The following is a 25,210-nucleotide window of genomic DNA, read 5'->3' as shown; positions in this document are numbered from 1 at the left end:
ACATGATCATCCACTGTGGTTGGAAGGCCAGCGGCAACTCTTGACAACTGAAGATCGAAAGCTGTGCGACAGCCTCCAGACCTCTCCCGTATCTGCCCGGAAGCCTCAACTCCAGAACGTTGTTTAGCCGGCGGCCAGATCGCCCACGTCGCCGAGCTCCTCTAGCCCGCTTGGCCGCGGGATACAGATGCCGGGGGCGCCAGCCGCGCCACGGGCGGGAGCGGCGAGGCATCCGGGCTGGCGTGGAATGCCTGGATGGCGAGCGCGGCGAAGCGCCGGGAGGCGGTGACCTTGGCAGTCGGCGAGGGCGCGTGGATACCGCTGTTGGCCATGAGCACGAGGATGACGTCGTCCAGGGCGAAGTCGGGGCGCAGACGGCCGGCTTCCTTGGCGCGGCGGGCCAGTTCGGCGATCGACCTGAGCGCGTATTCGCGGCGCGCGTCGAAATCCACGGCATTGGGAAACGTCGAGGTGAGAGCTGCGGTAAAGCCCCCATCGCGTGCGTGCAGTTCACACATTTTCTCAATGACGAGACAGAAGCCGTGCCACGGATCCGGATCGGCAAGGCCCTCGTCGACGACGGCGCGACACGCGTACATCTGCTCTGCGAATGCCTCGGTGACCAACATCTCCTTGGTCGGAAATCGGCGGTACAGGGTGGCTGGTGCAACCCTGGCGCGCCGTGCGACCTCCCGCATCGGCACGTCCAGACCTTCAACGGCGAAGACCGCGCGGGCGGCATCGAGGATGCGCTCGCGGTTGTCCAGGGCGTCGGAGCGAAGGGTGTGAGGCAAACGATCGGTCACTGCTCTCACTTTAGCGAGGTGGACAGCAGCGTGCGTTAGCGTCCCTGCGCATGAGGGCTCTGCAATTTTCCAAGTATGGTCCCGCGAGTGTGCTTGAGGTCTCGGAGGCACCGGAACCGCACGCCGGACCGGGACAGATCCGGGTGGCGGTTCGGGCCTCGGGTGTCAATCCGGCCGACACGTACGTCCGCGCCGGCCGATTCCAGGAATGGATTCCGCTCCGCCTGCCGCACGTGCCCGGCGTCGACGCAGCCGGCGTGGTGGATGAGGTCGGTGACGGAGTGACAACGGTTCGGGTAGGCGATGAGGTTTTCGGGATCACGGACTACGCCCAGATGGGCGGAGCGAACGCCGAATACGCCGTCCTGGCCGCGTGGGCACCGAAGCCGGCCGCCCTGAGCTGGGAACAGGCCGGCGGCGCGGCCGGCAACATCGAGACGGCCACGCGCGTGCTCGACCGACTGGGCGTGAAGGATGGCACCACGCTGTTGATCGAGGGTGCGGCTGGCGGGGTCGGTACGACCGCGATCCAACTCGCGGTCGCTCGCGGCGCGGCCGTCATCGGCACGGCCAGCGACCGCAACCATGACTTCGTCGCCTCGCTCGGGGCGATCCCGACCACCTACGGCCCCGGGCTGGCCGAGCGGGTCGACGCTCTGATGCCCGGCGGAGTAGATGCCGTACTCGACTGTGCCGGCTCTGGCTCTATACCCGACCTGGTCCGCCTGGTCGCAAGCCCGGACAGGGTGGTGAGCATCGCAGACATCAACGCCGCGGCGTACGGCGTGCACCTATCGCGCGGCTCTGGTCCCGGCGCGGACTCACCGTCTCTCGAAGGAATCGCCGCCGCTGGCGACCTCGCCGAGCGGGGCCGCTTCACGGTGCCGGTCGCTGCCGTGTTCTCCATGGAAGAGGCGGCCGCTGCCCACGAGTTGAGTGAGTCCCGCCACACGCGAGGAAAGATCGTGCTGAAGCCGTAGCGTGCCCCACCTGTGCCGTGGACCCAGATTGATAGCCAATTCCGATCGGGCAGTCGAAGGTGCACACTCTCTCGACGGTCATCGTCGTTCGACGGACGGGACCGCCCGCCGTTGGGCGGGCGGTCCTAGCCTGGGCGACCCACGGTGATCGTCAATGTGAGGCCATCGCGCAGGTCCCCGCCCAGCATCGACGGCATCTATCTCGTCTTCGGACGGGTGACCCTGCCCCGACTGGTCGGCATCGTCGCTCTGGTCGGCATCGGGTTCTCCGTGGTCCACGTGCGCCCCGAAGTCACCTCGGCGGCGGCGACGCTCTTTCTTGCCCACATCGAAAGCCCGTCGCGCACGTAGAGGCTGTAGCCTGTGAGCTCCGCACGCTCAACCCGTGATATCCAGGGCTCCACCTGCCGATGAGCCAGTTCACCGCGGCACATGCTGCCGTAGACGAAAATCGCTCGAGGGCCGTCCGACACGGACCGAAGTTTGCCACGACCGAAGGACAAGCCACGACGGCGCCACCCCGCAGGGGCCCGGGAGACAGACAGGATGCGGATCTCCTGCCGGCCCGGCGGCCAGCAACCGCGAGTTCGTCGGGACTTAGATGATCGAGAAGCGCGCGCGTACGGAAACGACATGGTGCGGGGCGGCTTCATCCAGCGCCCTGAAGCCGCCGTCGGTCAGGTGCAGGATGCAGCCTCGCGCGTCCTGCGGATCGGGCGCCATCGCCAGTACCCCGCCCAGATCAGCTACTACCAGCGAAAACTACGGAGTATTAGTGCGACGTTGCGGTCCCCTGACTGCCGCCCAGGAACCGTGGGCCTGCAAACTTCTTGTCTTCACCCAGCTCCGCAGCGATCCGCAGTAGCCGGTTCCACTTCGCGTTGCGCTCGGACCGGGTCAGCGATCCGACCTTGATCTGACCGGACCGCCACCCAATCGCGAGGTCGGCCAGGTAGCTGTCCTCGGTGTCGCCCGAGCGTGCACTCACTACGCAGCCGTAGCCGCTGTGGAGCGCCTTGCGGCTCACCTGCTCGGCGCGGCTCACGGTGCCGGCCTGGTTTGGCTTGACCAGTACGGCGTTGCCGGCGCCCCGCTCGATTCCGTGTTCCAGGCGGGCCAAATGGGTGGCGAACAGGTCGTCGCCCAGGAGTTGGACGTGGGGCAGCAGTCCGGTGAGCTGCGCCCAGCCGACCCAGTCGTCCTCGTGCAGTACGTCTTCCAGAGAGACTATTGGGTAGTCCTGGCACCATCGCTCGACCTCCTCGACCCACTCGTCGCGCCGCAGGTCGCGGTCCTCGACGGCGAGCCGGTACCGCCCGTCCGGCTGGACGATTTGGCTGGCCGCGATGTCCACGGCGAGCGCCACGTCGGCTCCGGGGCGTAGTCCGGTCCTGTCGATCGCGTCGCAGACCAGGTCGAGGGCAGCCGCGTTGGTGGGCAGGTGAGCGGCGAGCCCGCCTTCATCGGCAACGAGCGCCGCGGGTGCGCCTTGCCGCTCCAACAGATCGCTCGCCGCGCGCCGGACCCGCCACACCCACTCGATCGCCTGCGGGAGATCTGTCGCCCCGACCGGTACGGCGAGCACGTCCTGGATGTCGAGCATCCGGCCGGCGTGGGCGCCGCCTGAGACGATGTTGACCATCGGTAGCGGCAGCAGTGGCGGCTGGCCTGTGTTGTCGAGGTACCGGTACAGCGGGACACCGGCGTCCTGCGCCGCGGCGAGCAGCGCAGCGAGCGACACCGCGAGCACCGCGTTGCCACCCAGCCGTGACAGGTCGGCTGTGCCATCGACGTCGACGAGCGTGGCGTCGAGGTCATCCCGCTGGTGCGCGTCCAAGCCTTCAACGGCGGGACCGAGGATGTCGATCACGTTGCGTACGGCTCCGAGGACGCCGAAGCCGTCGTACCGCTCGCCGCCGTCGCGGAGCTCGCGCACCTCGTACCCGCCGGTCGATGCGCCCGACGGCACAACGACCGCGCCTCGGGCGCCGCCGCGCAGCGTCACTTCGCAGCCCACTGTTGGCCGGCCCCGGGAGTCCAGCGACTCCCACGCGAACACCTCGCTAACCTGGGACCTCATGACCGTACCGCCCACGTCAGCTGCTCCCAGATCTCGTCGGGGTGGTCGACCGGCCGGCGGAGCATCGCCGCGGCGATGTTGCGGACCAGCGCCCGCTCGCCCTCGGTGAGGTACTCGGCGACCGACTTCCCGTCGACCCGGGCCGCCAGCAGGCACCCGATGTGACGGGAGAGGTAGCCGGGCGGAAACGCCAGCCCGGGATCGAGGCACTCCTGGTATGCCTCGAGAAACGCGATGGCACATGCGTGGTACCGATCAGTCGCGGCGGGCCGGTGCACGCTCTTCAGCAGCAGATGGGTGATCAGGAACCCGACGTCGAACGCCGGATCCCCGAGGTGGCTGACCTCGAAGTCGGTCACCCACAGTGCGTCCCGCCCGACCAGCACGTTCTTGGGGGAGAAGTCGCCGTGGACGAGACAGCGACGCCGTTCCAGCATCTGCTCGACGAGGTGCCCCACGGGCTCGGCCAGTTCCGGCCGGCGGCGCATCACCTCCCGGTGGTACGGGTCGACACGCAGCGCGACGAACGCGGCGGGATCCGCGAACTGCGCCGGCACCCCCCGGGCGCCTGCGGTGGCCGAGTGCCATCGGGCCAGCGTCGACCCGAGTTCCCGGGCCGCCCACTCCTCGGCGCGCCCGGAGAGCAGTCGGGACTTCCAATCCGTCCAGTCAGTCGGGGCAAGCCTCATTACCAGCGCGTACCGGGTCTCGTCGCAGTCGACGAGCTGCGGTACGGCATGCGGTGTGATCTCGTGCGCCAACCGCATCGCCGCCGCCTCGGTCAGCGTCCGCTCCCGCGGCGCCAGCCACTCGTCGGCCACCCGCAACCTGGCCAGCGACTGCTTGACGACGTATCGGCCGGACTCTGCCGACGCGGCGAAGACCAGGTTGGACACTCCACCGCCAAGTGCCTTCACCAGAACTCGTTCGGTGGCCGTCACGATGCCCCGGTCCCGGAGGAAGTCGATGACCTCGCGCTCATGACGGAGTAGCTGGCTCATCTCAAACTCTCTCCAACTCGGCGGCTCGCCTGGTCTCACTCGACCGCATGGCGGCCTGGAAGATGCGATGGGTCTCCAGTGCCTCCTGCGGCGTGACGCAGCCGAAGCGGCCGTCGAGCCGGCCTGCCCGTTCGGCGAAGAATGCCGCCCACATCTGCAGGATGGCGTCGGAGAAGCCGCTTTCGAAGATGCCGCCGGTGACGGTGGGGAATACCGACTGGCTGCCCATCTCGACCTGCTGCCAGACCTGCTCCTTGCCGGACAGGGTCATCTGCCACAGCGACTTCGGGTACCTGGTCGAGAACATGACCCCGCCGGACATCCCGACCGCCCGCAACTGCCAGGTGTTCTTCTGGCCGGGATCGATCCGCTTCATCTGAAGGGTGAGCGGGAACTCGGCGCCGTCCTGGGATACCGAGCAGAGGAGGGTGGCGTTGTCGTACGTGTCGCAGCGCGCCGGCAGCCCATCCGGACCGGGTCGCTCCCGCACGATGTCCTGGAGCACCGCATACACTCGTTCGGGTATCCAACCCAGCCGCAGCGGCACGTGGCAGACGTGCATGCCGAGGTCGTTCATCACCCCGGCGTCACCGCAGAACCGGCGTTGCCGCTTCCAGTTCAGCGGCTTGTCGAGGTCCAAGTCGCTGGAGTGGCTGAGCTGGCTCGTGGCCTCGACGATTGTGCCTAGGCTCCCGGACCGGATGAGCTGGTACGCGGCGTGGGCGCCGGGGAAGAAGGGCATCTCGCTGGAGCATCGTACGAACACGTCTGGCCGGCTCTCCGCCGTAGCGACGATGCGTTCGGCGGCGCCGAGGCCGATGCCAAAGGGCTTCTCGGCGAGCAGGTCCTTGCCCGCGTTGATCGTGTCGACGTAAATCTGCTCGTGCATGTCGTGCCGGACCGCCACGTACACCACGTCGACGTCGTCGGCGGCGAGCAGCCGCCGGTAGTCGTCGGTCGCGGTGGTGACCGTGTCGATCCGGTCGAACCAGGCGAGCGCCTCGGGGTTGACGTCGCACACCGCGGTGAGGACGGGGCGGACCGGATGATCGGTCAGGGCGCCCCAGCGCGCGATTGCCATGGCGGTCTCCCGCCCCATCAGGCCGCCGCCGATGATGCCCACGTTGACCCGCTCTTGAGTCGACATGGTTAGCCCTTCTCGACGATCGCCAGGGCCTCGTCGGCGGTGGCGTTCTCGTGCAGCAGTGCCAGGAGGGCCCGCGTGATCGCCTCGGGGTTCGGGTGCTGGATGATATTGCGGCCGTAGACGATGCCTGCCGCGCCCTGCCGCAGCAGCGCCTCGGTGCGGCGCAGCAGCTCCGCGTCGCCGACCCGGCCGCCGCCGCGGACCAGCACCGGCACCACGGCGGTCTGCACCACCAGGTGGAAGTCGTCAACGTCGTCGGTGGGGTCGGCCTTGATCAGATCGGCGCCGAGCTCGCGGGCCTGGCGCACCAGCGCCACGATGCGCTCGGTGTCACCGTCGACCTGATAGCCACCGGCCTCCGCGTTGTCTCGCATCACCAGCGGTTCGACCATCAGCGGCATCCCGTACCGGCTGCACTGCTCGCGCAGCGCCATGATGCTCTCGATGCAGCGTTCGCGGATCTCCGGCCGGCCGGGCAGGTGCAACAGGTTCGCTACCACGCAGGCGGCGTCGAGCCGCAGCGCCTGGTCCACGGCGTCGGGGAAGTGGCGGCTGAACAGGTACGAGTCCAGCGGGTTGCCGTAGACGTTTGCCACGTCGGTACGTAGCACCAGCGCGGGTTTGCGGCGGTCGGCGTGCCGCTGCAGTAACGGTGCTTGGCCCGGGGTGAGCTGGATCGCATCCGGCGCGGCCCCCATGAGTTTGTCGACCACCGCAGGCATGTCCTCGATGCCGGTGATGAACGGGGCCTCCCCGAAGAACCCATGGTCCACCGCGATGTCCAGGCAGCGGCCGGATTCGGGGTGGAAGAGACGGTTCAGTCGGTACGTCTGCATGCCTCGTCGCCCTTCAGTTAACGTTATCCGGACGATAGCAACCTGTCCCGCCCATGTCACCCGTGGATCACGAGATACCTTGCGAGAAGGGGGAGCCAGAGCGGATAGTGGTTCTGGGTCGCTTCGCGGTCCCGAGGTAACGTTCCATCGGGATGAAGGGCCACGTACGGAGGTCACAGGTGAAGCACGCGGTGGTTGCCGGACACGTCTGCGCCGACCTCATACCGGAGTTGACCAGGCCCGCCGGGATAACCCCCGGTCGCCTGACCGACGTCGGGCCGCTCCGGATCCAGGCCGGCGGCTGCGTCGCGAACACCGGGTGCGGGATCGCCGCGCTCGGGGCTCCGGTGCGCCTGGCCGCCGACGTCGGCGACGACGACCTGGGGCGGCTGTTGCGGCACATGCTGGCCACCAGCGCGGCGGACCTGAGCGGGGTGCGTACGGTGGCCGGTGCCACGTCGTACTCCATCGTGTTCGACCCGCCCGGGGGTGATCGCGCGTTCTGGCATCACCTCGGCGCCAACGCCCAGTTCGACGGGAGCGGTATCGACATGGTCGGCGCCGACCTGCTTCACCTCGGCTACCCCACCGCGCTTCCGAGGCTCCACGCCGACCACGGCGCGCACCTGGTGGATCTCCTATCGCGGGCCCGCAGGCGTGGCTTGACCACCTCCATCGACCTTTCTACCGTCGATACCGGATCCGACACCGTGAACGTCGACTGGCAGGCCGTATTGACGAACGCCCTCCCCTACGTCGACGTTTTCACCCCGAGCGTCGACGACCTGACCGCCGCTCTGGGCCCCGTCGACCCGCGCGGCGAACCTGCCGCCCGGGTGATGGGCCGATCGGCGATCGAGCGAGGCGCGGCCGTTGTGCTGCTCACCGACGGGCCAAGGGGGATGTACCTGTTCACCGCCGACGGGGCGCGGCTGGCGGAGGCCGGGCCGTGCCTCGCCCATCTGGCCGGCTGGGCGGGCCGGGAACTGTTCGTGCCGGCGGAGGCGGTGCCCCGGGCCCGGACCACGGGGGCAGGGGACGCGGCGGCCGCCGGCCTGATCTACGGAATCCTCACTGGTGCCGGACCCGACATCGCCCTGCGATGCGCTGCGGCGGCCGCGGCGGGCGTGGTGCGCGGAAGACCGCTGTCCGCCCGTACGTTGCATGAGGACGTATTGTCCGGGGGCGGGGGATGAGTGGCGCAACAAGGAGTACACGTGGCAGCTTCCGGAGCAGGCGTGACCCGGCCCGGGGCGGGGCCGGGACGTCCGACATGACGCCGCTCCCGCGCAAGGACGGCAAGCGGCCCACGATGCGCGATGTCGCGCAGGCCGCCGGGGTCAGCGTGATGACGGTGTCCCGGGTGATCAATAACGAACCGTCCGTCCACCCGGACTACGTCGACAAGGTGCTGAAGGCGGCGGTGCGGCTCGGCTTCCGCCGCAACAACCTGGCCCGCGACCTGCGCGCCGGCCGGGAGACCGCCACCATTGGCCTGGTCACCGAGGATCTCGGCAACCCGTTCTACTCCCAGGTCGCTCGGGAGATCGAGCAAATCGCGCGCAGCCACGACACGCTGCTCATCACCGGCAGCTCTGAGGAGGACCCGGCGCGCGAACAGGAGCTGATCGTCGAGCTGTGTCTCCGGCGTGTCGACGGTCTGATCGTGGTACCGACCGCGAGCAACCACACGTTCTGCCGTACGGAGATCGACCTCGGCACGCCGATGGTCTTCCTGGATCGGAAACCAAAGGGGATCGAGGCGGATACCGTCCTGATCGACAACGTCGGCGGTGCCGCGGCCGGCACCGAACGGCTCATCGCCATGGGGCACCGTCGCATCGCGGTGATCGGGTTTGAGCAGGAGCTGTACACCATCGCCGAGCGGGTACGGGGCTTCCGGGCCGCGATGGAGGCGGCCGGCCTGGAGGTGGACGAGTCGTTGCTGCGCTTCGGTGCGCTCACCACGGAGGAGGCGGCGGCTCAGGCGGCGGCGCTGCTGGACGGGCCCAACCCGCCCACGGCCTTCTTCTGCTGCAACAACCGGATGACGGTGGGTGTGGTGGAGGAGCTGGACCAGCGCCGGGTCGAGATGGACATCGTGGGGTTCGACGACATCGAGTTCGGCAAGTTCCTCCCGATGCCGGTGACCCTCGTCGGCTACAGCGTGGAGCAGCTCGGGCGTCGCGCCGCGGAGCTGCTGTTTCGGCGGATCCGCGGCTACCGCGGCAGGCCGCAGACAAGCGTCATCCGGACCAACCTGATCACGCGGGGCCGCCGCGCCGGCTCGCCGGCACCGGCCGTGCGGGCTGGTGCCGGCGAGGGCTGAGCGGGGACCAGCGTCAGGATCTGGTCACCGTGGGATCGATGCCGCGCAGCATCATTCCCTGGCCCGGTGACCGGTGCGCGTCGTTGGTCGGCGAGTCCTCCGGATCCCGCATCTGGACCAGCAGGGTGGTACGCGCTTCGTCACTGGTGTTGACCCCGGAGCCGTGCACCGTCAGGTAGCCGAAGTACAGCACATCCCCAGCGGTTGCCGGGCAGGGCAGCGCCGACTCGAGCGGGTACTCGTCGGGCGGCAGGTGGGGGCTTCCCGTCGTGTCGTGCGCGAGCGGCCCGAGCCGGTGGCTTCCGGGTACCACGCGCACGCAGCCTTTCTCCTCGGGCGCGTCGTCGAAGTGGATGATCGCGGCGAGCACCGTGTGCTTGTGGTGCGGGAAGTAGGGGTGGTCCTGGTGCAGGGGGAAGGGTGACCCCTGCTCCGGCGGCTTGATGAACAGCTTCGTGTGGTGCAGTTGCACGTTCTGCCCGCCCATGAGCTGGGCCGCTGGGCCGGTCAGCCGTTCGTCCGCGATCAGCCTGGTGAACGCGGCGGCGAGGAACTGGACGTCGTGCTGCCCCTGGATGGTCGTCTCCCGCCCCCCGGCCAGCTTCCGGGCGCTGCCCCAGGTGCGGTCCTCGGCGGTGTTGCCGGCAAGGCGGCCGAACATGCGGTGGCTCTCCTCGCGGTAGGCGGCCGCCTCCTGCTTGCTGAGCATCCCCGGGACGAGTAGGTATCCGTTTTCGCGGTAGAACTCGATTTGTTCGTGGGTGAGCATCTGATTCGTCCCTCCTCAGGTGGTCTGTACGTCCGCCTGCGCCAGGCAGGTGTAGACCTCGCTGCCGCCGTAGTACATCCACCAGGTGCCCTCGTGGCGGGTCATCCCAGTGAAGAAGATGCAGTCGCGGAAGCAGGAGACCAGCCGCTCCGGCTCCTCCGCGTCGCGGCAGTTCTCCCACGGGTAGCGCTCCTCGGCGACCAGCACGGGGCGGGGGAGCCAGTCCAGTGCGCGCGTGGGGTCCGACTTGGACAACAGCACCTGGCCGATCGCGTAGAAGTGGCCGGTGTGGTGGCCGCCCGTGAAGAGCACGATCCGGTCGGGATCGCTCGCCGAGTAGTCGGTCAACGCGAAGCAGCCCTCGCCGCCCGGCCAGAGTTCGTCGATCTTGGTGGACTCCCAGCGCAGCAGGTCGTCCGAGTAGGCGATCAGGCCGTTGTTGAGGTACATGACGAACCTCCCGTCGACCCGTACCGCCTGGTTCTCCGGGTTTTGCAAGACGCAGGCGTTGCGGTGGATCTCGGTGGCACCGGGGAACGCCAGCCCAACCTTCCGCCAGTTGAGCAGGTCATCGGAGACGGCGACATAGACTCCGTTGATCGCCGGGTTCTCCGGATCCGTCCAGTCCCAGCGGTTGCAGAAGAGGTAGTACTCGCCGGCGTGCTCTACGACGCAGACGTCCTCGAAGCTGTACCGGGCGTCCTCGCCGTGCCGGAACAGTGGGCTGTGCTCGTCAAACCGGGTGAAGGTTACGCCGTCGGGGCTGGTAGCGATGCCGATGTCGCAGATGTAGTCGATCTCGCCGAACGTGGTGAATTGGTGCTCGGCCTGGCCCCAGAAGCCCTCCGGCAGCGGCTCCTCACCCCGGTAGATGTAGTAGAACAGGCCGTCCTTGCGCACGATCGCCCCGTTGTGGACCCCGCCGCCGAACCGGCCGCGGTCCCAGCCCTTCTCGGCCGGGCCGAAGACCGGGTTGCCGGGGTACTTGCGGAACGGGCCGATCGCCCAGCTCGGAAGCTGGTATGTCGCCTCGTCGACCGGCTCGGTGGCGAACCCGCCCCAGTACTCCGCCTCGTTGTAGCCAGTTCTCTCATACATCCGGCGGAGGTGCTCCGCGCCGGCACGCTGCCAGTCAAAGAAGCCGGTGCCGAAGAAGCCGCTGCTGCTCTCTGTCATCGAGTGGCCTTTCTGTGCCTCGGTCGGGTCGTCGCGGTCGGTCGTTGCAGGATCAGGTGCCCGTCCAGGCCTCGCAGCCACGGAACTGGAAGTCGCGCCCCGGCACGTATCGCGGCAAAGGCTGGTACCGGTTGACGCCCCTCTCGCCGCGCAGCAGCAGTGCGCTGATGAATGGCGGGTCGTCGGTGATGATCCGGGTGGACGTCGGAATGTAGCGGATAGTCAGGCCGCACCTGCGCTTCGGCGAGGTGTTGCCGTCGCTCGCGTGCAGGATGTTCGGGTGGTGCACCTCCACGTCGCCCGGCCGCAACTGCAGGTCGACGGCCCGGGACTCGTCGATGTCGACGATGCTCTCCGCGCCGAGCACGTTGTCGATGTCGGGCCGCTGTCGCAGCGGATGGAACGTGTGATCCTGTGAGCCGGGAAGGACCCGCAAGCAGCCGTTCTCCCGCGTGGACTCGTCTACGGCGAGCCACAGCGTCACCACCTCCATCGGCTCAAGCGGCCAGCCCGCGCCGTCCTGATGCCACAGAACGGGGCGGTTGGAAAACGGCGGCTTGCAAATGTAGTGGGATGCGAACAGCGCGATGTTGGGGCCGAGAAACACCTCCGCGACGTCGAGCAGCCGGTCGTCGCTGACCAGCCGCACCCAGAATGGGTCCTGCGCCACCAGTTCGTGGCTTAGGTCCTCGGGTCGCCGGTCCGGGTGCTTTACCTGAAGCCAGTCCACGTGGCCGCTCGCCTCGGCGATCAGGTCCGGATCGAGGACGTCGCGGAAGACGGCGTAGCCGTCCCGGTCGTACTGGGCGCGCACGGCGTCGCGGTCAACGGTCAGGGCGCTCATCGGCATGCTCCATTCCGGGTCCGGTCGATTTCGATGCCAACCTTTCGTCATTGGGAGTGAGATCCGCTAGCAGAATCTCCACAGAAAGTAGTACTTTCCTGATATGCCGCCGGTGATCAGGTTCGCCGACATCGCCCGAGGCGGGCCGTACCACGCGGCGCTCGCGATCGTCGGACACGAACCGCGAGAACGCTCCTTCCCCCACTCGCACGTCGACTTCTATGAGCTGATGTACGTGGTCGCCGGCCGGGGGGTGCAGCGTGTCGCCGGTATGGACCTGCCGATGCGGCCCGGTGATCTCGTTATCGCCCGGCCCCGCGATCAGCACCAGTTCCTCGTCAGCAGCCCAGAGCAGCTGCGCTTCATCAACATCGCATTCCCGATCACCACGTGGCGTGCCCTGAGCAATCTCGTGGACATCGAGCAGGTGCCCCTGTGGGACCGGAGCCCCATCCCGCCACTGGTCCGGATCGACGCACCGGAGGGCGAGGTCGCGATCGAGTTCCACCGGGCGCTGGAAAGATTCCACAGTGGTCCGAGCGCGGTCGACCTGATCCGGCTGTGGACGGCGGTGCTGCCCGCCTTGACGGCCGACAACGACGGCCCGGCCGGCGGCGCGGGGCGACCGGCATGGCTCGTGCGGGCGTGTGCCGCGATGAACGCGGAAGAAAATCTCCGCGAGGGGCTTCCGCGGCTGCTCGCGCTGGCGGCGGTGAGCCACGGGCACCTGGCGCGCAGCATGCGCGAGCACTACGGATGCACCCCGATCGAGCACGTCACCGAGCTTCGGCTGGCGCACGCCGCCCGGCTGCTCGCGATCACGGCGGAGCCGGTGGGGCGGATCGCGGAACGCTGCGGCTTCGACAGCCTCTCCTACTTCGGGCGCTGCTTCCGGCGCCGTTACGACGTGAGCCCGCGGGACTACCGGGCCGCCGCCAGCCGTCGGGTCGTCCCGGGCCGGCCATGACTGGGCAGCGGATCGCCGCGCCCGGCGCGCCAGGGCAGTGAACGTCATCTGCGAGAGCCGGAAGAGTTGCGGGGCAGGGCCGTCTTCCACCGTCGTCACGACTCCTCTCTCAGGAAGTCGTCTGCTTCGAAGTGATGACTTCTGATGAGGCTGGTGTTAATTTCAGGTAACGTTACCCCACCCACCCGGCCTTAGGGCAAGCCATCGCGCAGCGATCGTCCGAAGGCCTTGAGGAGGAGAAAGCCTGATGAAGCCGAAGGCACGCATCCTCACGGGGCTGCTCGTCGGAAGCCTGTTGCTCGCGGCCTGCGGCGATGGGTCGGACGGCGACACCGCCACCGCCACACGTGGGCCAATCACCGTCTGGTACTCGAACTTCGAGCCGGAAATCAAGTGGGCCCAGCAGATGATCGAGGCGTGGAACGCCGAACACCCGGACGAGAAGATCACCGGCCAGGAGATTCCCGCCGGGAAGTCCTCGGAAGAGGCCATCACCGCCGCGATCACCGCCGGCAATACGCCGTGCCTGATATTCAACGGCGCCCAGATCGCGACCCCCGACTACCAGCACATGGGCGGCCTGGTCCCGCTGGACTCCTTTCCGGACGCGACGAAGTACATCGAGTCCCGCAGCGGCGAGAAGGTGGCCCAGCAGTACCGGTCGCCGGACGGGAAGTACTACCAGATCCCGTGGAAGGCCAATCCGCTGATGATGTTCTACAACAAGGACATCTTCGCCAAGGCCGGGCTCGACCCCGAAAATCCGCCGCTGAAGACCCACCAGGAGTTCCTCGCCACGGCGCGCCAGGTGGTGGCGAAGGGCGGCGCCAAATTCGCCATCGCGCCCGCCCCGACCAGCGAGTTCTACCAGTCGTTCTTCGACTTCTACCCACTGTTCGTCGCCGAGACCGGCGGGACCCTGCTCGTCGCGGACGGCAAGGCCCAGTTCAACTCGCCGGAAGGGCGACAGGTCGCTCAAATGTGGCGCACCCTCTACCAGGAGGGTCTGGCGCCCAAGGACCCGCAGGGAACCACCGCCGACCCGTTCGCCGAGGGCACCGTGGCGATCCGCTCCGCCGGGCCATGGGCGATCACCACCTACGGCAAGCTCAACTGGGGCGTCGTACCGATCCCCACGGCGGACGGCAAGCCCGCCGAGCAGACGTGGACGTTCGCTGACGCCAAGACCATCTCGATCTACAGCTCCTGCAAGAACCGGGGCACCGCGTGGGACGTGCTCACGTTCGCGACCGGTGAGCAGCAGGACGGCAAGCTACTCGAAATGACCGGGCAGATGCCGCTGCGTCAGGGGCTGCCGGACAAGTACCCGGACTACTTCGCCAAAAACCCGCACTACGAGACGTTCGCCGACCAGGCCTCGCGAGTCGCCGAGGTGCCGTTCGTGCCCAACAGCATCGAGATCTGGCAGCGGTTCCGCGACGCGTACACCGCCTCCGTCGTCTTCGGCAAGCAGGACGTGGACGGGGCGTTCGCCGAGGCCGCGACGAAGGTCGAGCAGCTCGCCGGCGGACGGTGACATGAGCACGGATTCGGCCTCGAGGACCCGCCACGGCGGACGGGTCGGTGGCGCGGCGGGAGGAGCTCTGCCGCCGCGCCGGGGCGGCCCGGTGGTGCGGCGGCTGCTCGGCCGGCATCCGATCGGGGTCGCCTTCGTGTCGCCGTACGTGGCCTTCCTGGTCGCGCTCTCTGCATTCCCGATCCTGTACGCGCTATGGATTTCGTTCCACGACTTCTTCTTCACGGCACCCGGGGTAGACGTGCCCAAGCCGTTCGTCGGCCTGCGCAACTACACCGATGTGCTCAGCGACCCTGCGGTACAGCGGTCGTTCCTCAACATCGCGATCTTCCTGGTTATCAACGTGCCGCTGACCGCGGTCGCCGCGCTCGCTCTGGCGGCCGCGCTCAACGCGGTGCTGCCGCTACGGGGCTTCCTTCGGACCGCGTACTACCTGCCGTACGTGACCGCGAGTGTCGCCGTGGTGGCTGTGTGGCTGTGGCTGTTCAGCCGGGACGGCCTGGTCAATACCGTGCTCGGCCGGCTCGCGCCGGAGCCGTCCTGGCTGATCAACGAGGCGCTCGCGATGCCGCTTATCGCGCTGTACGTGACCTGGAAGCAGCTCGGCTTCTTCGTCGTGCTCTACCTCGCGGCACTCCAGAACATCCCGCGCGAGGTGTACGAGTCGGCCGCGGTCGACGGCGCCGGGCGGTTGCGCACCTGGTGGTCGATCACCGTGCCGAGCGTCCGCCCGGCCACGACCCTGGTCGTGATCCTGGCGACGATCTGGGGTGCCAACCTGTTCACCGAGCCATACCTGCTCACCGGCGGTGGCGGGCCGAACGGCGCCTCCACCTCGCCGGTGCTGATCATGTATCAGCGAGGGATCCAGCAGGGCAACCCTGACTTCGCCGCCGCGCTCGGGTTCGTGCTGGTCGCCGTCGTGCTCGCGGTGAGCCTGCTCAACCGGCGCCTGTTGGAACGGGAGCTATGAGATGACCGCGACCTCGAAGACGCCTGGTTCACCCGCCGCGATCGCCAAGGCGGCCCGGCTGCTCGGGCTTCTGGTCGGCGCCTTCGTCTTCCTCTTCCCCTTCTACTACATGGTCGTCGGCTCGCTGCAGGCCACGCCGGACACCTCGCCCGGCGGTGCCCTTCCCGATCCGGCCGGCCTGACGCTGGACAACTTCGCGGCGATCAACGCCGCCGTCCCGCTCGGGCGGGCCTTGCTCAATTCCGCCATCTATACGGGCGGGGTCGTGATCAGCAGTATCGTCGTCGGCGCCCTCACCGGGTACGCCCTCGCGCGGCTGCGGTTCCGGGGGCGCGAGGCGCTGTTCACCGTGCTGCTCCTACTGCAGCTGGTGCCGTTCACGCTCTCGCTGATCCCGCTCTACATCCTGATCGTGCGCGACTACGGGCTGGCGGACACCTACCTCGGGATGATCCTGCCCGGCGCGGTGAACGCCACGGCCGTGTTCATCTTCCGGCAGTTCTTCCTGTCCATCCCGGCCGACCTCTTCGACGCGCCCCGCGTCGACGGCGCCAGCGAGTTGCAGGTGCTGCGGCATGTGGCCCTGCCGCTGATCCGGCCGGCGCTGCTCACCGTGGTGCTGGTGACGTTCATCGGCCCGTGGAACGACTTTCTCTGGCCGTTCCTGGTGACGAAGGACCGCGACATGCAGCCGCTCGCGGTCGCGCTGGCGAACTACCTCAGCTCGCAGGCCGGCAACGCAACCAACCCGTTCGGCGCGATCCTCGCTGGCGCCGTGGTCCTCGCCGCACCGGTGGTGCTGCTGTTCGTGCTGTTCCAGCGGCACTTCGCGGCGACCAACCTCGGCTCGGGGGTCAAGGGATAATCCCGCCCCCCTGTCCCGCCCCCTGTCCCGCCCGCACCGCCTCCCCATCCCGGTAGGAGTCAGCATGAGAATGACACGAGCCAGAGCAGTCTGTGCCACGTCCGCCGCGATCCTGGTGGCCGGGCTGCTGCCGGCCGCCGGCCCGGCGGCCGGCGCGCCGGCCGCGCCGCCCCAGCGGCTGGCCAACCTCGCCCACCTGGACTTCATGTACGACACGGTGAACCCACCCCGACAGGACGAGCACACCACGTACCGGCTGGCCGAGGAGCCGGGCCTTGGCGTGGTCTGGACGTACGGCCACCACAACACGGACGGCAGCTACACCCCGGTCGGCGGCGGCGCGCACGATGCGGCGACCGACACCTGGGGCCAGGGAGCGTACAACACCGACGACGTCACCCGAACAACGGTGGCCTACTTGCGGCACTGGCGGCAAAACGGCGACGACCACAGCCGCCGGCACGCGTACCAGTTGCTGCGCGCCACGGCGTACTTCCAGGACACCGCCGGACCCAACCGCGGGAACTTCGAGATCTGGATGCAGCCTGACGGCACACTGCAGCACGTCCAGAACCCGCACGACGGCAACGACGAGCAGGCCAACTGGTCCCTGGCTCGCGGGATCTGGGCGTACGGCGAGGGCTATGCCGCCTTCAAGGACACCGACCCGGCCTTCGCCGCCTTCCTCGCCGACCGGCTGGCGCTGTCCTTCGACGCGCTGGAGCGCGAGGTGCTCGACAAGTACGGGCAGTATCAGGTCGTCGACGGGCTGCGCTGGCCCCGCTGGTTCATCCCGGGCTGCTACTGCGAGCCGTACGGCGATGCCGGCGCCACGGCCGACGCGATGCAGGGCCTGGTCGCCTACCTGAAGGCCACCGGAGGCGCGTCCGACGCCGGGACCCGGGCGCTGCGGGAGCGGACCGAGCGGATCACCACGCAGTTCGCCGAAGGCCTGCGGCAGATGGCGTTGGGGGACTCGTACACCTGGCCGTTCGGCGCCATCATGCCCAACCCCGGCTACCGCTCGGTCTGGCACGGCTGGGGCACCATGATGCCCGCCGTGCTGGCCGAGGCCGGCGCGCTGCTGCACCGCCGCGACTGGATCGACACCGCCGTGACGTCGATGTCCCGGTTCGCCCCCCACGTCCTCGCCCAAGGCGGCCCGGACGCCTTCTGGGCGCCCACCCCGGTGCTGCGGATCCAGTGGGGCTTCTCGATGGACAACCTGATCCAGAACCTGTACCGGGTCGGTACCGTCGCGCACCGCGACAGCCTGCGTGACCTCGCGGGGCAGGTCGCGGCCTGGTACTTCGGCGACAACTATGGCTCGGCCCAGATGTACAGCCCGCAGACCGGCCGGCTCTACGACGGGCTGGAGGGCGACGGCAGGGTGAACACCAACTCGGGCGCCGAGACATCGCACGCCGTGATGTCGATGCTGCTGCTCGACGCCAACGCGGACCTGGCGCGCCGCGCGCTGGCCTGGCAGCCCGGCGAGCGGTACACCTGGCAGCAGGTCGAGGCGGAGAACGGAACCCGGTCCGGCGATACGGCGCTGAGCGAGCAGTGCCAGTTCGTGGTCGCCGAGGGCTGGTGCAGCGGGAAGGAGGTGGTCCTCCGGTCCGGGGGCTCGGTGCGGCTGACCGTCGAGGTGCCCCGCGACGGCCGGTACCTGCTGATGCCCGCGTTCACCCGTACCCAGTTGCCCGCCGGCACGGTGACCGCGACGGTGTCGGTGAACGGCGAGAAACTGGCCGACTTCGACACCGGTGGCGCGGGACCCAAGGGCGTCACCCCGCGGCCCGGCTACCCCGACGTCGTCACCCTAGACGAGCCGGTCGAGGCAACCCAGCGGCGGCTCACCGTCGACATCGCGTACTCGGGTGAGGCCGGACACGAGATCCGACTCGACGCCGTCCTGGTCCAGCCCGTTGTGGAATGGCGGATCTCCGGCGGGCCGGACGCCGCCCAGGCGGTGCTGCGCAGCTTCTCCCACGACTGGGAGACCCGGCAGATGTCGCTGCCCGGCGACGCTCGGGTGACGGCGCGGGCGTACGACACCTCGGGCCGGCTCGTCCGGGTCGCGGTCGGTCCCTCGGGCACGGTGGACGCGCCTGTGTCACCCGGCGGTTTCACCCTCGTCACCAGCGAGAGCCTCACCACGCGGCACTGAAGACCAAGCGCCGAGTGGCATTGATGGCGTGCCGGCGTCTCGCTCCGCAGCCCAGACACCTGATCCCCGGAGGAACCGTGGCGAACCAGATTGACGAAGGACCCTGCTGGTTGACCAGCCGGAACCACCGGCAGTGGCTGCGGAGCGAGACGGACCGCCTGTTGGCCTTCTACGAGCGAGCTCTGATCGACCCGTCCGGCGGCTACCACTGGCTGGGCTCGGACGGCCGTCCGTTGCCGGACCTGCCCCGCCACCTCTGGCTGACCGCCCGGATGGTGCATTGCTTCGCCATCGCCGAGCTGCTCGGTCGCCCAGGGGCCCACCATGTCGTCGAGCACGGCCTCACCTTCCTCGACGAGCACCTGCGCGACCGACGGCACGGCGGCTGGTACTGGTCCGTCGGGCCCGACGGCGCGGTCGACGACGTCAAGGACGGCTACGGGCACGCGTTCGTCATGCTGGCGGCCAGCAGCGCGGCACAGGCCGGACACGACCGGGCGGTACGCCTGCTCGACGACGCCGCCACGATCATCGACACGCACTTTTGGGAGAAGTCGCACGGCTTGTTCGCCGAGCGGTACCGCCGGGACTGGACGGACCCGGAGCCGTACCGGGGCGCGAACAGCAACATGCACATGACCGAGGCGCATCTCGCGGCCGCCGAGGCCACCGGGGACTCGATCTTCGTCGACCGGGCCACCTCGATCGTGGAGCGCGTCATCGGCGAGTTCGTGCCCCGCAACGACTGGCGGCTGCCGGAGCACTACGACGCCGGGTGGAACATGCTCCCGGACTACAACCGGGACCACCCGAACAACCAGTTCCGTCCGTACGGCTCCACCATCGGCCACTGGTTGGAGTGGGCGAAGCTGCTGCTGCAGCTCTCCGCCGGGTACCCGGAGGGACGCGGCTGGATGGTCGAGTCCGCCATCCGGCTGTTCGACAAGGCCACCGCGGAGGGCCTGGATCCCACCGACGACGGGTTCGCGTTCACCGTGGACTGGGCGGGTCAACCCATCGACCGTAATCGTTACCACTGGGTAAGCACCGAGGCGATCGGTGCGGCGGTGTACCTGCACCGGGTTACCGGCGACCGGTCGTACGAGCGGTGGTACCGCCGGTTCTGGGAGTACGCGCACCACCACTTCATCGACCACGAGCACGGGGGATGGCACCACCAACTTGACCGGGACCACCGCCTCATCGACGACGTGTGGCGGGGCAAGCCCGACCTGTACCACGCGCTCCAGGCCACCCTGGTGGCCCGGGTCCCGATCGACCGAGGCATTGCGGCCGCACTGCGCCAGGACCGACTCGACGAGTCCACTCTCTCCTGCTGCCGCTGAGCCGCCGTCCACCAGACACCGAAGAGGAGCACCGCCATGGCGAACAGAACCGATCGCCCCTCCGGTCCGGGCGGCTATCACCCTGGGCTGACCAACCTGCTCACGCCCGTGCTGACCCGACGTGACCTGCTGCGCTTCTCCGGGCTGGTCGTGGCGGGCGGGGCACTGGGCACGTTTGGCGCTGCGCCGGCGGCGTCGGCCAACACCATCGACCCGGTCAAGACCGGAGCGAGCTTCTACACCCCGGAGAAGGTCGCCGCGCTCCGCCGCAACGTCGAGCGGTTCGACTGGGCGCGGGCGGTGCGCGACGCCCGGGTGAAGGAGGCCGCGCCCTGGCTGGGCAGCAGCGACGAGTGGCTGTGGAACAGCGTGACCGGCCAGGGCCTGCCGCGCAGCTACGCGGTCAACGAGCCGCTCGGCTCGCCGACCAGCGGCACCGACATCTACCGGTACGGCCGCCAGCCCTGGCGGGCCGACCCGTTCAACCGCCCGTGGAAGCTAATCGACCCGGTTAGCGGTCACGTCTTTCCCACCAACGACTTCGCCAAGTTCTACGCCTCAGGGCTGGACGAACACGGCCAGTTCCACCGGGACCGGGCAGACCGCAGCCTGCTGGTCAACGAGCTGTACCCGGAGCGCGGCGCAAGCTGGGGCGTCGACGACGGATTCGGCTGGGTGGACGACAACGGCGACAAGTGGACGTTCATCGCGTACTACAACTTCTTCGTGGTCTGGTTCGCGGTGACCACGACGCCCTCGCTGATCTGGGCCGGACTCATCTACCTGCGGGACGCGTTCCTGTTCACCGGCGATCTACGCTACGCGCACGCCGGCCTGATCCTGCTCGACCGGGTCGCCGACGTGTTCCCGGCGATGGACACCGGCGCATACCGTCGCCAGGACGGGTACCTGGTCTCCGACGGGCTGAGCGGGAAGGGCAAGGTGGTCGGCTCCATCTGGGACTGCGACCTGACCCGTGAGCTGCTCAGCGTCTACGACGCGTTCTTCCCGGCGATCGCCGACACGGACGAGGCAGGCGTGCTGCCGTTCCTATCCGAGCAGGCGCGGCGGTACGGTCTGCCGCCCAAGGACAGCCCCGCGGCCGTCCGCCGCAACATCGAGAACGGCCTCTACCGGGTAATGTTCCCGGCGGTCAAGGACGCGCAGATCCGCGGCAACTTCGGGATGCACCAGAGTGCCCTGGCGATGGCCGCGGTGGTGCTCGACGACCCGGTCGCGTCGAAGGAGTGGATCGACTGGATTTTCGCCAGCGGCGGCGTCGTGTACGACCCGGACATCCGGCTCACCGGCGGCAATGTCTACGCCAGCCTGGTGGACGACGTGGACCGTGACGGCTTCGGCAACGAGGGCTCCGCCCAGTACAACCAGCTCTGGCTGGGCCAGGTGCGCGGCGTCGCGGACATCCTGTCCGACTATCAGGGCTACGACCGGGCGAACCTGTACGCGCACCCGAAGATGCGCAAGCTGGTGGGCAGCCGGCACCGGCTGTGGATGCTCAACCGCTACACGCCGGGCGTCGGCGACACCGGCCGCACCGGCATGCCCGACCTTTTCTCCGGGCCGCACGAGTACTTCGCCCACTTCGAGCGTCTCGGCGACCCGGCGTATGCCCAGATCGCGCACCTGCTGAGCAAGGGCGACGTCGGCTCGATCTACGGCAGCCTGTTCAGCGCGGACGTCGCGGAATCCCAGGACCGGATCCGCCGGATCGTCGCCGAGCGCGGTGAGCTCAACCTGCCGAGCGAGAACCTGACCGGGTTCGGGTTCGCCGCCCTGCGAGCCGGCCGGGCGGGCACCATGCGGGGGGTGTGGTCGTACTACGGCCGCAACCACGGGCACGGGCACGCCGATGCGCTGAACCTCGGCCTGTACGGCTTCGGGGTCGACCTCGCGCCGGACCTCGGCTATCCGGAGACCGCCGACGGCAGCGCCCGGGAGGTGGAGTGGCACCGCAACACCATCGCCCACAACACGGTCGTGGTGGACGCGAGCCGGCAGCGCCAGCACTGGGTCGGGCGCCCGCACGGCTTCCTCGTCACCGACCGGGTCCGGATGCTCGACATCGCCGCGCCCCAGGTATACCCGCAGACCAGCACGTACCGGCGGGTAACCGCGATGGTCGACATCGACGAGGCGAATTGGTACGTCGTCGACGTGTTCCGGGTCGCCGGGGGCGAGCAGCACCACTTCTCCTTCCACGGCGCCGAGGGCGCGGTGAACGTCCAGGGCCTGACGCTGACGCCTCAGCCCACCGGCACCTACGCCGGCCCGGAGGTGCAGCCGCCGGCGGACAACGCCCGCCCCCGTCCCGACGCCAACGGGTTCGACTGGCTGTTTAATGTAGAGCGCGACAACGCGCCGGAGGCCGGGTTCAGCGTCGACTGGGCGGTACGGGACACCTGGAACGTGCACCCGGACGACCCCGACCTACACCTGCGACTCACCATGCTGACCGACGTGGACGACGTGGCGCTCGCCGACGGCATCCCGGCGCGCAACCAGCCCGGCAACCCGAAAAAGCTGAGGTACCTGATCGCCCGCCGCGCCGGTCAGGGGCTTGCCAGCCAGTTCGTTGCGCTCATCGAGCCGTACTCCGGGACGCGGCCGGTGCGGTCGGTGCGCGCCGTGCCGGTGCGGGCGGCGGACGGTACGGTTGCCGGGTACGAGGCCGCCGCCGTTCGCGTCGAGCTGGCCGACGGGCGGGTCGACTACGTGGTGAGCTGCGCCAGGCCCGACGCGCTGCTGCGGGTGGACGACGGGTTCCTGTTCCGCGGCTCATTCGGCGTCTACTCGCTGCGCGACGGCGAGCCGGTGTACGCCTGCCACCACGAGGGGACACTGCTGGGTCCGCTGCCGCACCTGTCCGCCGGGCACGGCGCGGTCACCGGCCGGGTCGCCGACTTCACCCGCGAGCTGTCCACGGACAATCAGCTCGTACTGACGCTGGACCGCACGCCATCGGCCGGCGAGCAGCCGGACCGGCTGGTCGGCGGCTACGTCTATGTCGACAACGACGGCGAGCGCAACGCGGTGTACCGGATCGACGGTGCGCGCCTCGACGGTGACAGCCGACTGGTGCTGGACATCGGCGACACCACCACCGTGCGCCGGTACCGAGCCCCGCGGGACTTCACCGAAGGCTTCGTCTACGACGTGGCGGTCGGGGCGCGCGCCCGGATCCCGCTTACCCGCGAGTGGGTGGCCCGGTGAGCGCGAGGAGTGAGCGCAGCGAGCTCCGCAGTCGCGCACGAAGGGAGAACCGATGACTGGCCTGCCGTACGCGCTGAGCCGGCTCGGCGTGGTGATGTCACCAGACCCGGTCGATCCGTACGAGCTGGAGGGCGTGCTCAATCCGGCGACCGGCCGTACCCCCGACGGACGGCTGTGCCTGCTGCCGCGACTGGTGGCGGCGGGCAACGTGTCCCGGGTCGGCCTCGCCGAGGTCATGCTCGACAACGGCGTACCAGTCGGGGTACGCCGCCGAGGCGTCGTGCTCGCGCCGGACGAGGGCTGGGAGCGCGGCGGGATCGGCTCAGGCGTGGAGGATCCGCGCGTCACCTGGGTGCCAGGGCTGGGCCGGCACGTGATGACGTACGTGGCGCTGGGGCCGCTCGGGCCACGGCCCGCGCTCGCCGTCTCCGAGGACCTGGTGCACTGGCGGCGCCTCGGCCCGATGCACTTCGGGTACCAGCCGGACCTGGACGCCGATCTGAACCTGTTCCCGAACAAGGACGTAGTGCTGTTCCCGGAGCCGGTCGCGGCGCCCGATGGCACCCCGAGCTACGCCTTCCTGCACCGCCCGATGTGGGACCTGTCCTGGGTACGGGACGGTGAGGGGACGCATCTGCCCGCTGGCCTCACCGACGACCGGCCCGGCATCTGGGTGTCGTTCGCTGCCGCCGAGGCCGTGGAACGGGACCTGGCCGCGCTGGCCCGGGTGGCGCAGCACCGGCTGGTGGCACTGCCCGCGTACGACTTCGAGTCGCTCAAGATCGGGGCCGGGCCACCGCCGATACGGGTGGACGAGGGCTGGCTGCTGATCCACCACGGGGTCAGCGGCGAGCTGGCCCCCGGCTGGGAGCCGCAGGCCAAGGTGCGGTACGCGGCGGGTGCGATGCTGCTCGACCCACACGACGTGACCCGGGTCCTGGCCCGTACGTCACGGCCGCTGCTCGTCCCCGAGACGCCCGAGGAGCGCGTTGGCACCGTAGGCAACGTCGTCTTCCCAACCGCCGTGGAGGAGGTGGCCGGGGAGCGGTACGTCTTCTATGGCATGGCCGACAGGTGTATCGGGGTGGCGCGTCTTACCCGGGTGGGCTCGACGTCTACGCGGCATCAACCACCGTCGTGACGTCCAGGGAGGCACCGTGGAGCTCGTAAAGCTTCTGGGGTTCCAAAACGCTGTCGCTGGGTCTGGCCCGCTCGAGCACAAACTCCGTGGTCAGGTCGAAGGCTTGTGGGATTTTCGGGCGAGCGGTCCGCCCAGCCAAACCCCACTGCCGAACAATGGCTGATGGGGGAGCGGGAGCGGGCTGGGAGCAGTAGGGTGCGCTGAACGGCACGGAACTGCATGGAACGGCCCTCAACTCACTCAATGGCACCCACGTCCACCTGCGGCTTTACGGCCGCCAGCTCAAGCGTTGCCGTCCGGCTCGGTGTAGCCGTGTGTGAGTAGCACGGCCAGGAGCTGTGTTTGCCACGTCTTTTCATCGGCGTCGCGCCATCGGTGCTGCCGTGGGCATTGCCAGTTCGGCGGCGGTTCTTCGGGGAGGAAACACCCGCCGAGTGCAAGATCGCCGTCGGCGGCGGCATCTCTCGCTTCTGGGAGCCGGCAGGCCGAAGAGCAGTGGAACGCCCGTCGTGTGGCACTCGGGGCAGGCTGGATTCACCTCGCTACGGTACCGAGCCTGCGGCGTCTACGGGGCGGCCCGCGGACGGGTCGAATCGGGGAACTTGGCTGGGGGAGCGATCCGTATGAGGCCCGACGTCATGTGCGGCTACTGCATCGGCGGCCTCGCCCTCGTGCCGGGGCTTGGTTCTTCAACAGATCAGATCGGGCACGACGAACATCCAGATCTCGCGTCTGCCGCTGAGGTCCGAGGACTAGATTTCGATTGGAGATCGTGCGGTAGGTCGGGCAGCACCGCGGGGGTGATGCTTCTGGATCTCGGAGATCCATTGCGCCCACGTCGTCCGGATGGTCACTTCGCGGCGGAGGCGCGAGCGGCTCGAGAAGCCGGCTTGACGGTCGCTGTGGTGGACCACGACGCGCTAAGAGCTGTGTCGCAGCTCTTCTGGTCACGAATCCCGGTGGACTGTCAGGAGCGATGATCAGAAACTGTGGCGATGGAGCCGACAGA

The 25,210-nt window shown here is 68.9% G+C and carries 21 protein-coding genes; 12 read left to right on the top strand and 9 right to left on the bottom strand.

The window, feature by feature from the left end; translation table 11 throughout:
* Positions 1-161 precede the first annotated feature (161 nt).
* Complete coding sequence (locus ACVCAH_RS34575; RefSeq protein WP_346535468.1) at positions 162-806, bottom strand: TetR/AcrR family transcriptional regulator; 645 nt, start codon at positions 804-806, stop codon at positions 162-164.
* A 50-nt stretch (positions 807-856) separates the two neighbouring features.
* Here ACVCAH_RS34575 and ACVCAH_RS34570 point away from each other — a divergent pair, with 50 nt between their 5' ends.
* A complete protein-coding gene (locus tag ACVCAH_RS34570; protein ID WP_250791186.1) occupies positions 857-1,786 on the top strand; it encodes an NADP-dependent oxidoreductase in 930 nt (309 codons plus the stop codon).
* 144 nt (positions 1,787-1,930) lie between these two features.
* Positions 1,931-2,137: a hypothetical protein gene (locus ACVCAH_RS34565; protein ID WP_447140421.1), complete on the top strand. Its 207-nt coding sequence runs from the start codon at positions 1,931-1,933 to the stop codon at positions 2,135-2,137.
* A gap of 246 nt (positions 2,138-2,383) precedes the next feature.
* Here the strand turns inward: ACVCAH_RS34565 and ACVCAH_RS34560 are convergent, their stop codons facing one another.
* Genes ACVCAH_RS34560 through ACVCAH_RS34540 form a run of 5 tightly spaced genes read right to left on the bottom strand, consistent with a single transcriptional unit; the run spans position 2,384 to position 6,850 of the window.
* Complete coding sequence (locus ACVCAH_RS34560) at positions 2,384-2,509, bottom strand: hypothetical protein (protein ID WP_447140420.1); 126 nt, start codon at positions 2,507-2,509, stop codon at positions 2,384-2,386.
* A gap of 49 nt (positions 2,510-2,558) precedes the next feature.
* Positions 2,559-3,866, bottom strand: coding sequence for a phosphopyruvate hydratase (gene eno, locus ACVCAH_RS34555; RefSeq protein ID WP_447140422.1), 1,308 nt, complete (start codon positions 3,864-3,866; stop codon positions 2,559-2,561).
* Complete coding sequence (locus ACVCAH_RS34550) at positions 3,863-4,867, bottom strand: phosphotransferase (RefSeq protein ID WP_447140419.1); 1,005 nt, start codon at positions 4,865-4,867, stop codon at positions 3,863-3,865. Before ACVCAH_RS34550 ends, eno begins: the two co-directional genes overlap by 4 nt.
* Before the next feature lies 1 nt (position 4,868).
* Positions 4,869-6,014, bottom strand: a complete 1,146-nt coding sequence (locus ACVCAH_RS34545) for a Gfo/Idh/MocA family protein (protein WP_447140418.1) — start codon at positions 6,012-6,014, stop codon at positions 4,869-4,871.
* A 2-nt stretch (positions 6,015-6,016) separates the two neighbouring features.
* Positions 6,017-6,850, bottom strand: coding sequence for a class I fructose-bisphosphate aldolase (locus tag ACVCAH_RS34540; RefSeq protein ID WP_447140417.1), 834 nt, complete (start codon positions 6,848-6,850; stop codon positions 6,017-6,019).
* Between the two features lie 179 nt (positions 6,851-7,029).
* Here ACVCAH_RS34540 and ACVCAH_RS34535 point away from each other — a divergent pair, with 179 nt between their 5' ends.
* On the top strand, positions 7,030-8,046 hold the full coding sequence (locus tag ACVCAH_RS34535) for a carbohydrate kinase family protein (protein ID WP_447140416.1): 1,017 nt from the start codon (positions 7,030-7,032) through the stop codon (positions 8,044-8,046).
* A gap of 77 nt (positions 8,047-8,123) precedes the next feature.
* Positions 8,124-9,179 carry a LacI family DNA-binding transcriptional regulator gene (locus ACVCAH_RS34530; RefSeq protein WP_447140415.1) on the top strand — a complete coding sequence of 352 codons (1,056 nt, stop codon included), beginning with the start codon at positions 8,124-8,126 and terminating at the stop codon, positions 9,177-9,179.
* A 13-nt stretch (positions 9,180-9,192) separates the two neighbouring features.
* Here the strand turns inward: ACVCAH_RS34530 and ACVCAH_RS34525 are convergent, their stop codons facing one another.
* The 3 genes from ACVCAH_RS34525 to ACVCAH_RS34515 are packed head-to-tail and all read right to left on the bottom strand — an operon-like array spanning position 9,193 to position 11,968.
* Positions 9,193-9,948 (bottom strand): phytanoyl-CoA dioxygenase family protein, encoded by a 756-nt coding sequence (locus tag ACVCAH_RS34525; RefSeq protein ID WP_447140414.1) that lies wholly within the window; start codon positions 9,946-9,948, stop codon positions 9,193-9,195.
* A 15-nt stretch (positions 9,949-9,963) separates the two neighbouring features.
* Entirely contained in the window at positions 9,964-11,124 is a 1,161-nt protein-coding gene (locus tag ACVCAH_RS34520) for a hypothetical protein (RefSeq protein ID WP_447140413.1), read from the bottom strand.
* Between the two features lie 52 nt (positions 11,125-11,176).
* Positions 11,177-11,968, bottom strand: coding sequence for a phytanoyl-CoA dioxygenase family protein (locus tag ACVCAH_RS34515; protein ID WP_447140412.1), 792 nt, complete (start codon positions 11,966-11,968; stop codon positions 11,177-11,179).
* 103 nt (positions 11,969-12,071) lie between these two features.
* On the opposite strand from ACVCAH_RS34515, the gene ACVCAH_RS34510 reads away from it, so the two are divergent.
* From ACVCAH_RS34510 to ACVCAH_RS34475, 8 genes are all read left to right on the top strand, one after another.
* Positions 12,072-12,935, top strand: coding sequence for an AraC family transcriptional regulator (locus ACVCAH_RS34510; protein ID WP_447140411.1), 864 nt, complete (start codon positions 12,072-12,074; stop codon positions 12,933-12,935).
* A gap of 247 nt (positions 12,936-13,182) precedes the next feature.
* A complete protein-coding gene (locus ACVCAH_RS34505; RefSeq protein ID WP_447140410.1) occupies positions 13,183-14,472 on the top strand; it encodes an ABC transporter substrate-binding protein in 1,290 nt (429 codons plus the stop codon).
* Between the two features lies 1 nt (position 14,473).
* Positions 14,474-15,445 carry a carbohydrate ABC transporter permease gene (locus tag ACVCAH_RS34500; RefSeq protein WP_447140409.1) on the top strand — a complete coding sequence of 324 codons (972 nt, stop codon included), beginning with the start codon at positions 14,474-14,476 and terminating at the stop codon, positions 15,443-15,445.
* 1 nt (position 15,446) lies between these two features.
* Positions 15,447-16,310 carry a carbohydrate ABC transporter permease gene (locus ACVCAH_RS34495; protein ID WP_447140408.1) on the top strand — a complete coding sequence of 288 codons (864 nt, stop codon included), beginning with the start codon at positions 15,447-15,449 and terminating at the stop codon, positions 16,308-16,310.
* A 64-nt stretch (positions 16,311-16,374) separates the two neighbouring features.
* On the top strand, positions 16,375-18,483 hold the full coding sequence (locus tag ACVCAH_RS34490) for a hypothetical protein (RefSeq protein ID WP_447140407.1): 2,109 nt from the start codon (positions 16,375-16,377) through the stop codon (positions 18,481-18,483).
* Between the two features lie 110 nt (positions 18,484-18,593).
* Positions 18,594-19,829, top strand: coding sequence for an AGE family epimerase/isomerase (locus ACVCAH_RS34485; protein WP_447140406.1), 1,236 nt, complete (start codon positions 18,594-18,596; stop codon positions 19,827-19,829).
* A 36-nt stretch (positions 19,830-19,865) separates the two neighbouring features.
* Positions 19,866-23,060: a heparinase II/III domain-containing protein gene (locus tag ACVCAH_RS34480; RefSeq protein WP_447140405.1), complete on the top strand. Its 3,195-nt coding sequence runs from the start codon at positions 19,866-19,868 to the stop codon at positions 23,058-23,060.
* Positions 23,061-23,112: 52 nt separating this feature from the next.
* Positions 23,113-24,201, top strand: a complete 1,089-nt coding sequence (locus ACVCAH_RS34475) for a glycoside hydrolase family 130 protein (protein WP_447140404.1) — start codon at positions 23,113-23,115, stop codon at positions 24,199-24,201.
* Positions 24,202-25,210: the final 1,009 nt, after the last annotated feature.

This window comes from Micromonospora sp. LZ34 (genome assembly GCF_052981855.1).
This window is presented reverse-complemented; position numbering and strand designations above follow the sequence as displayed.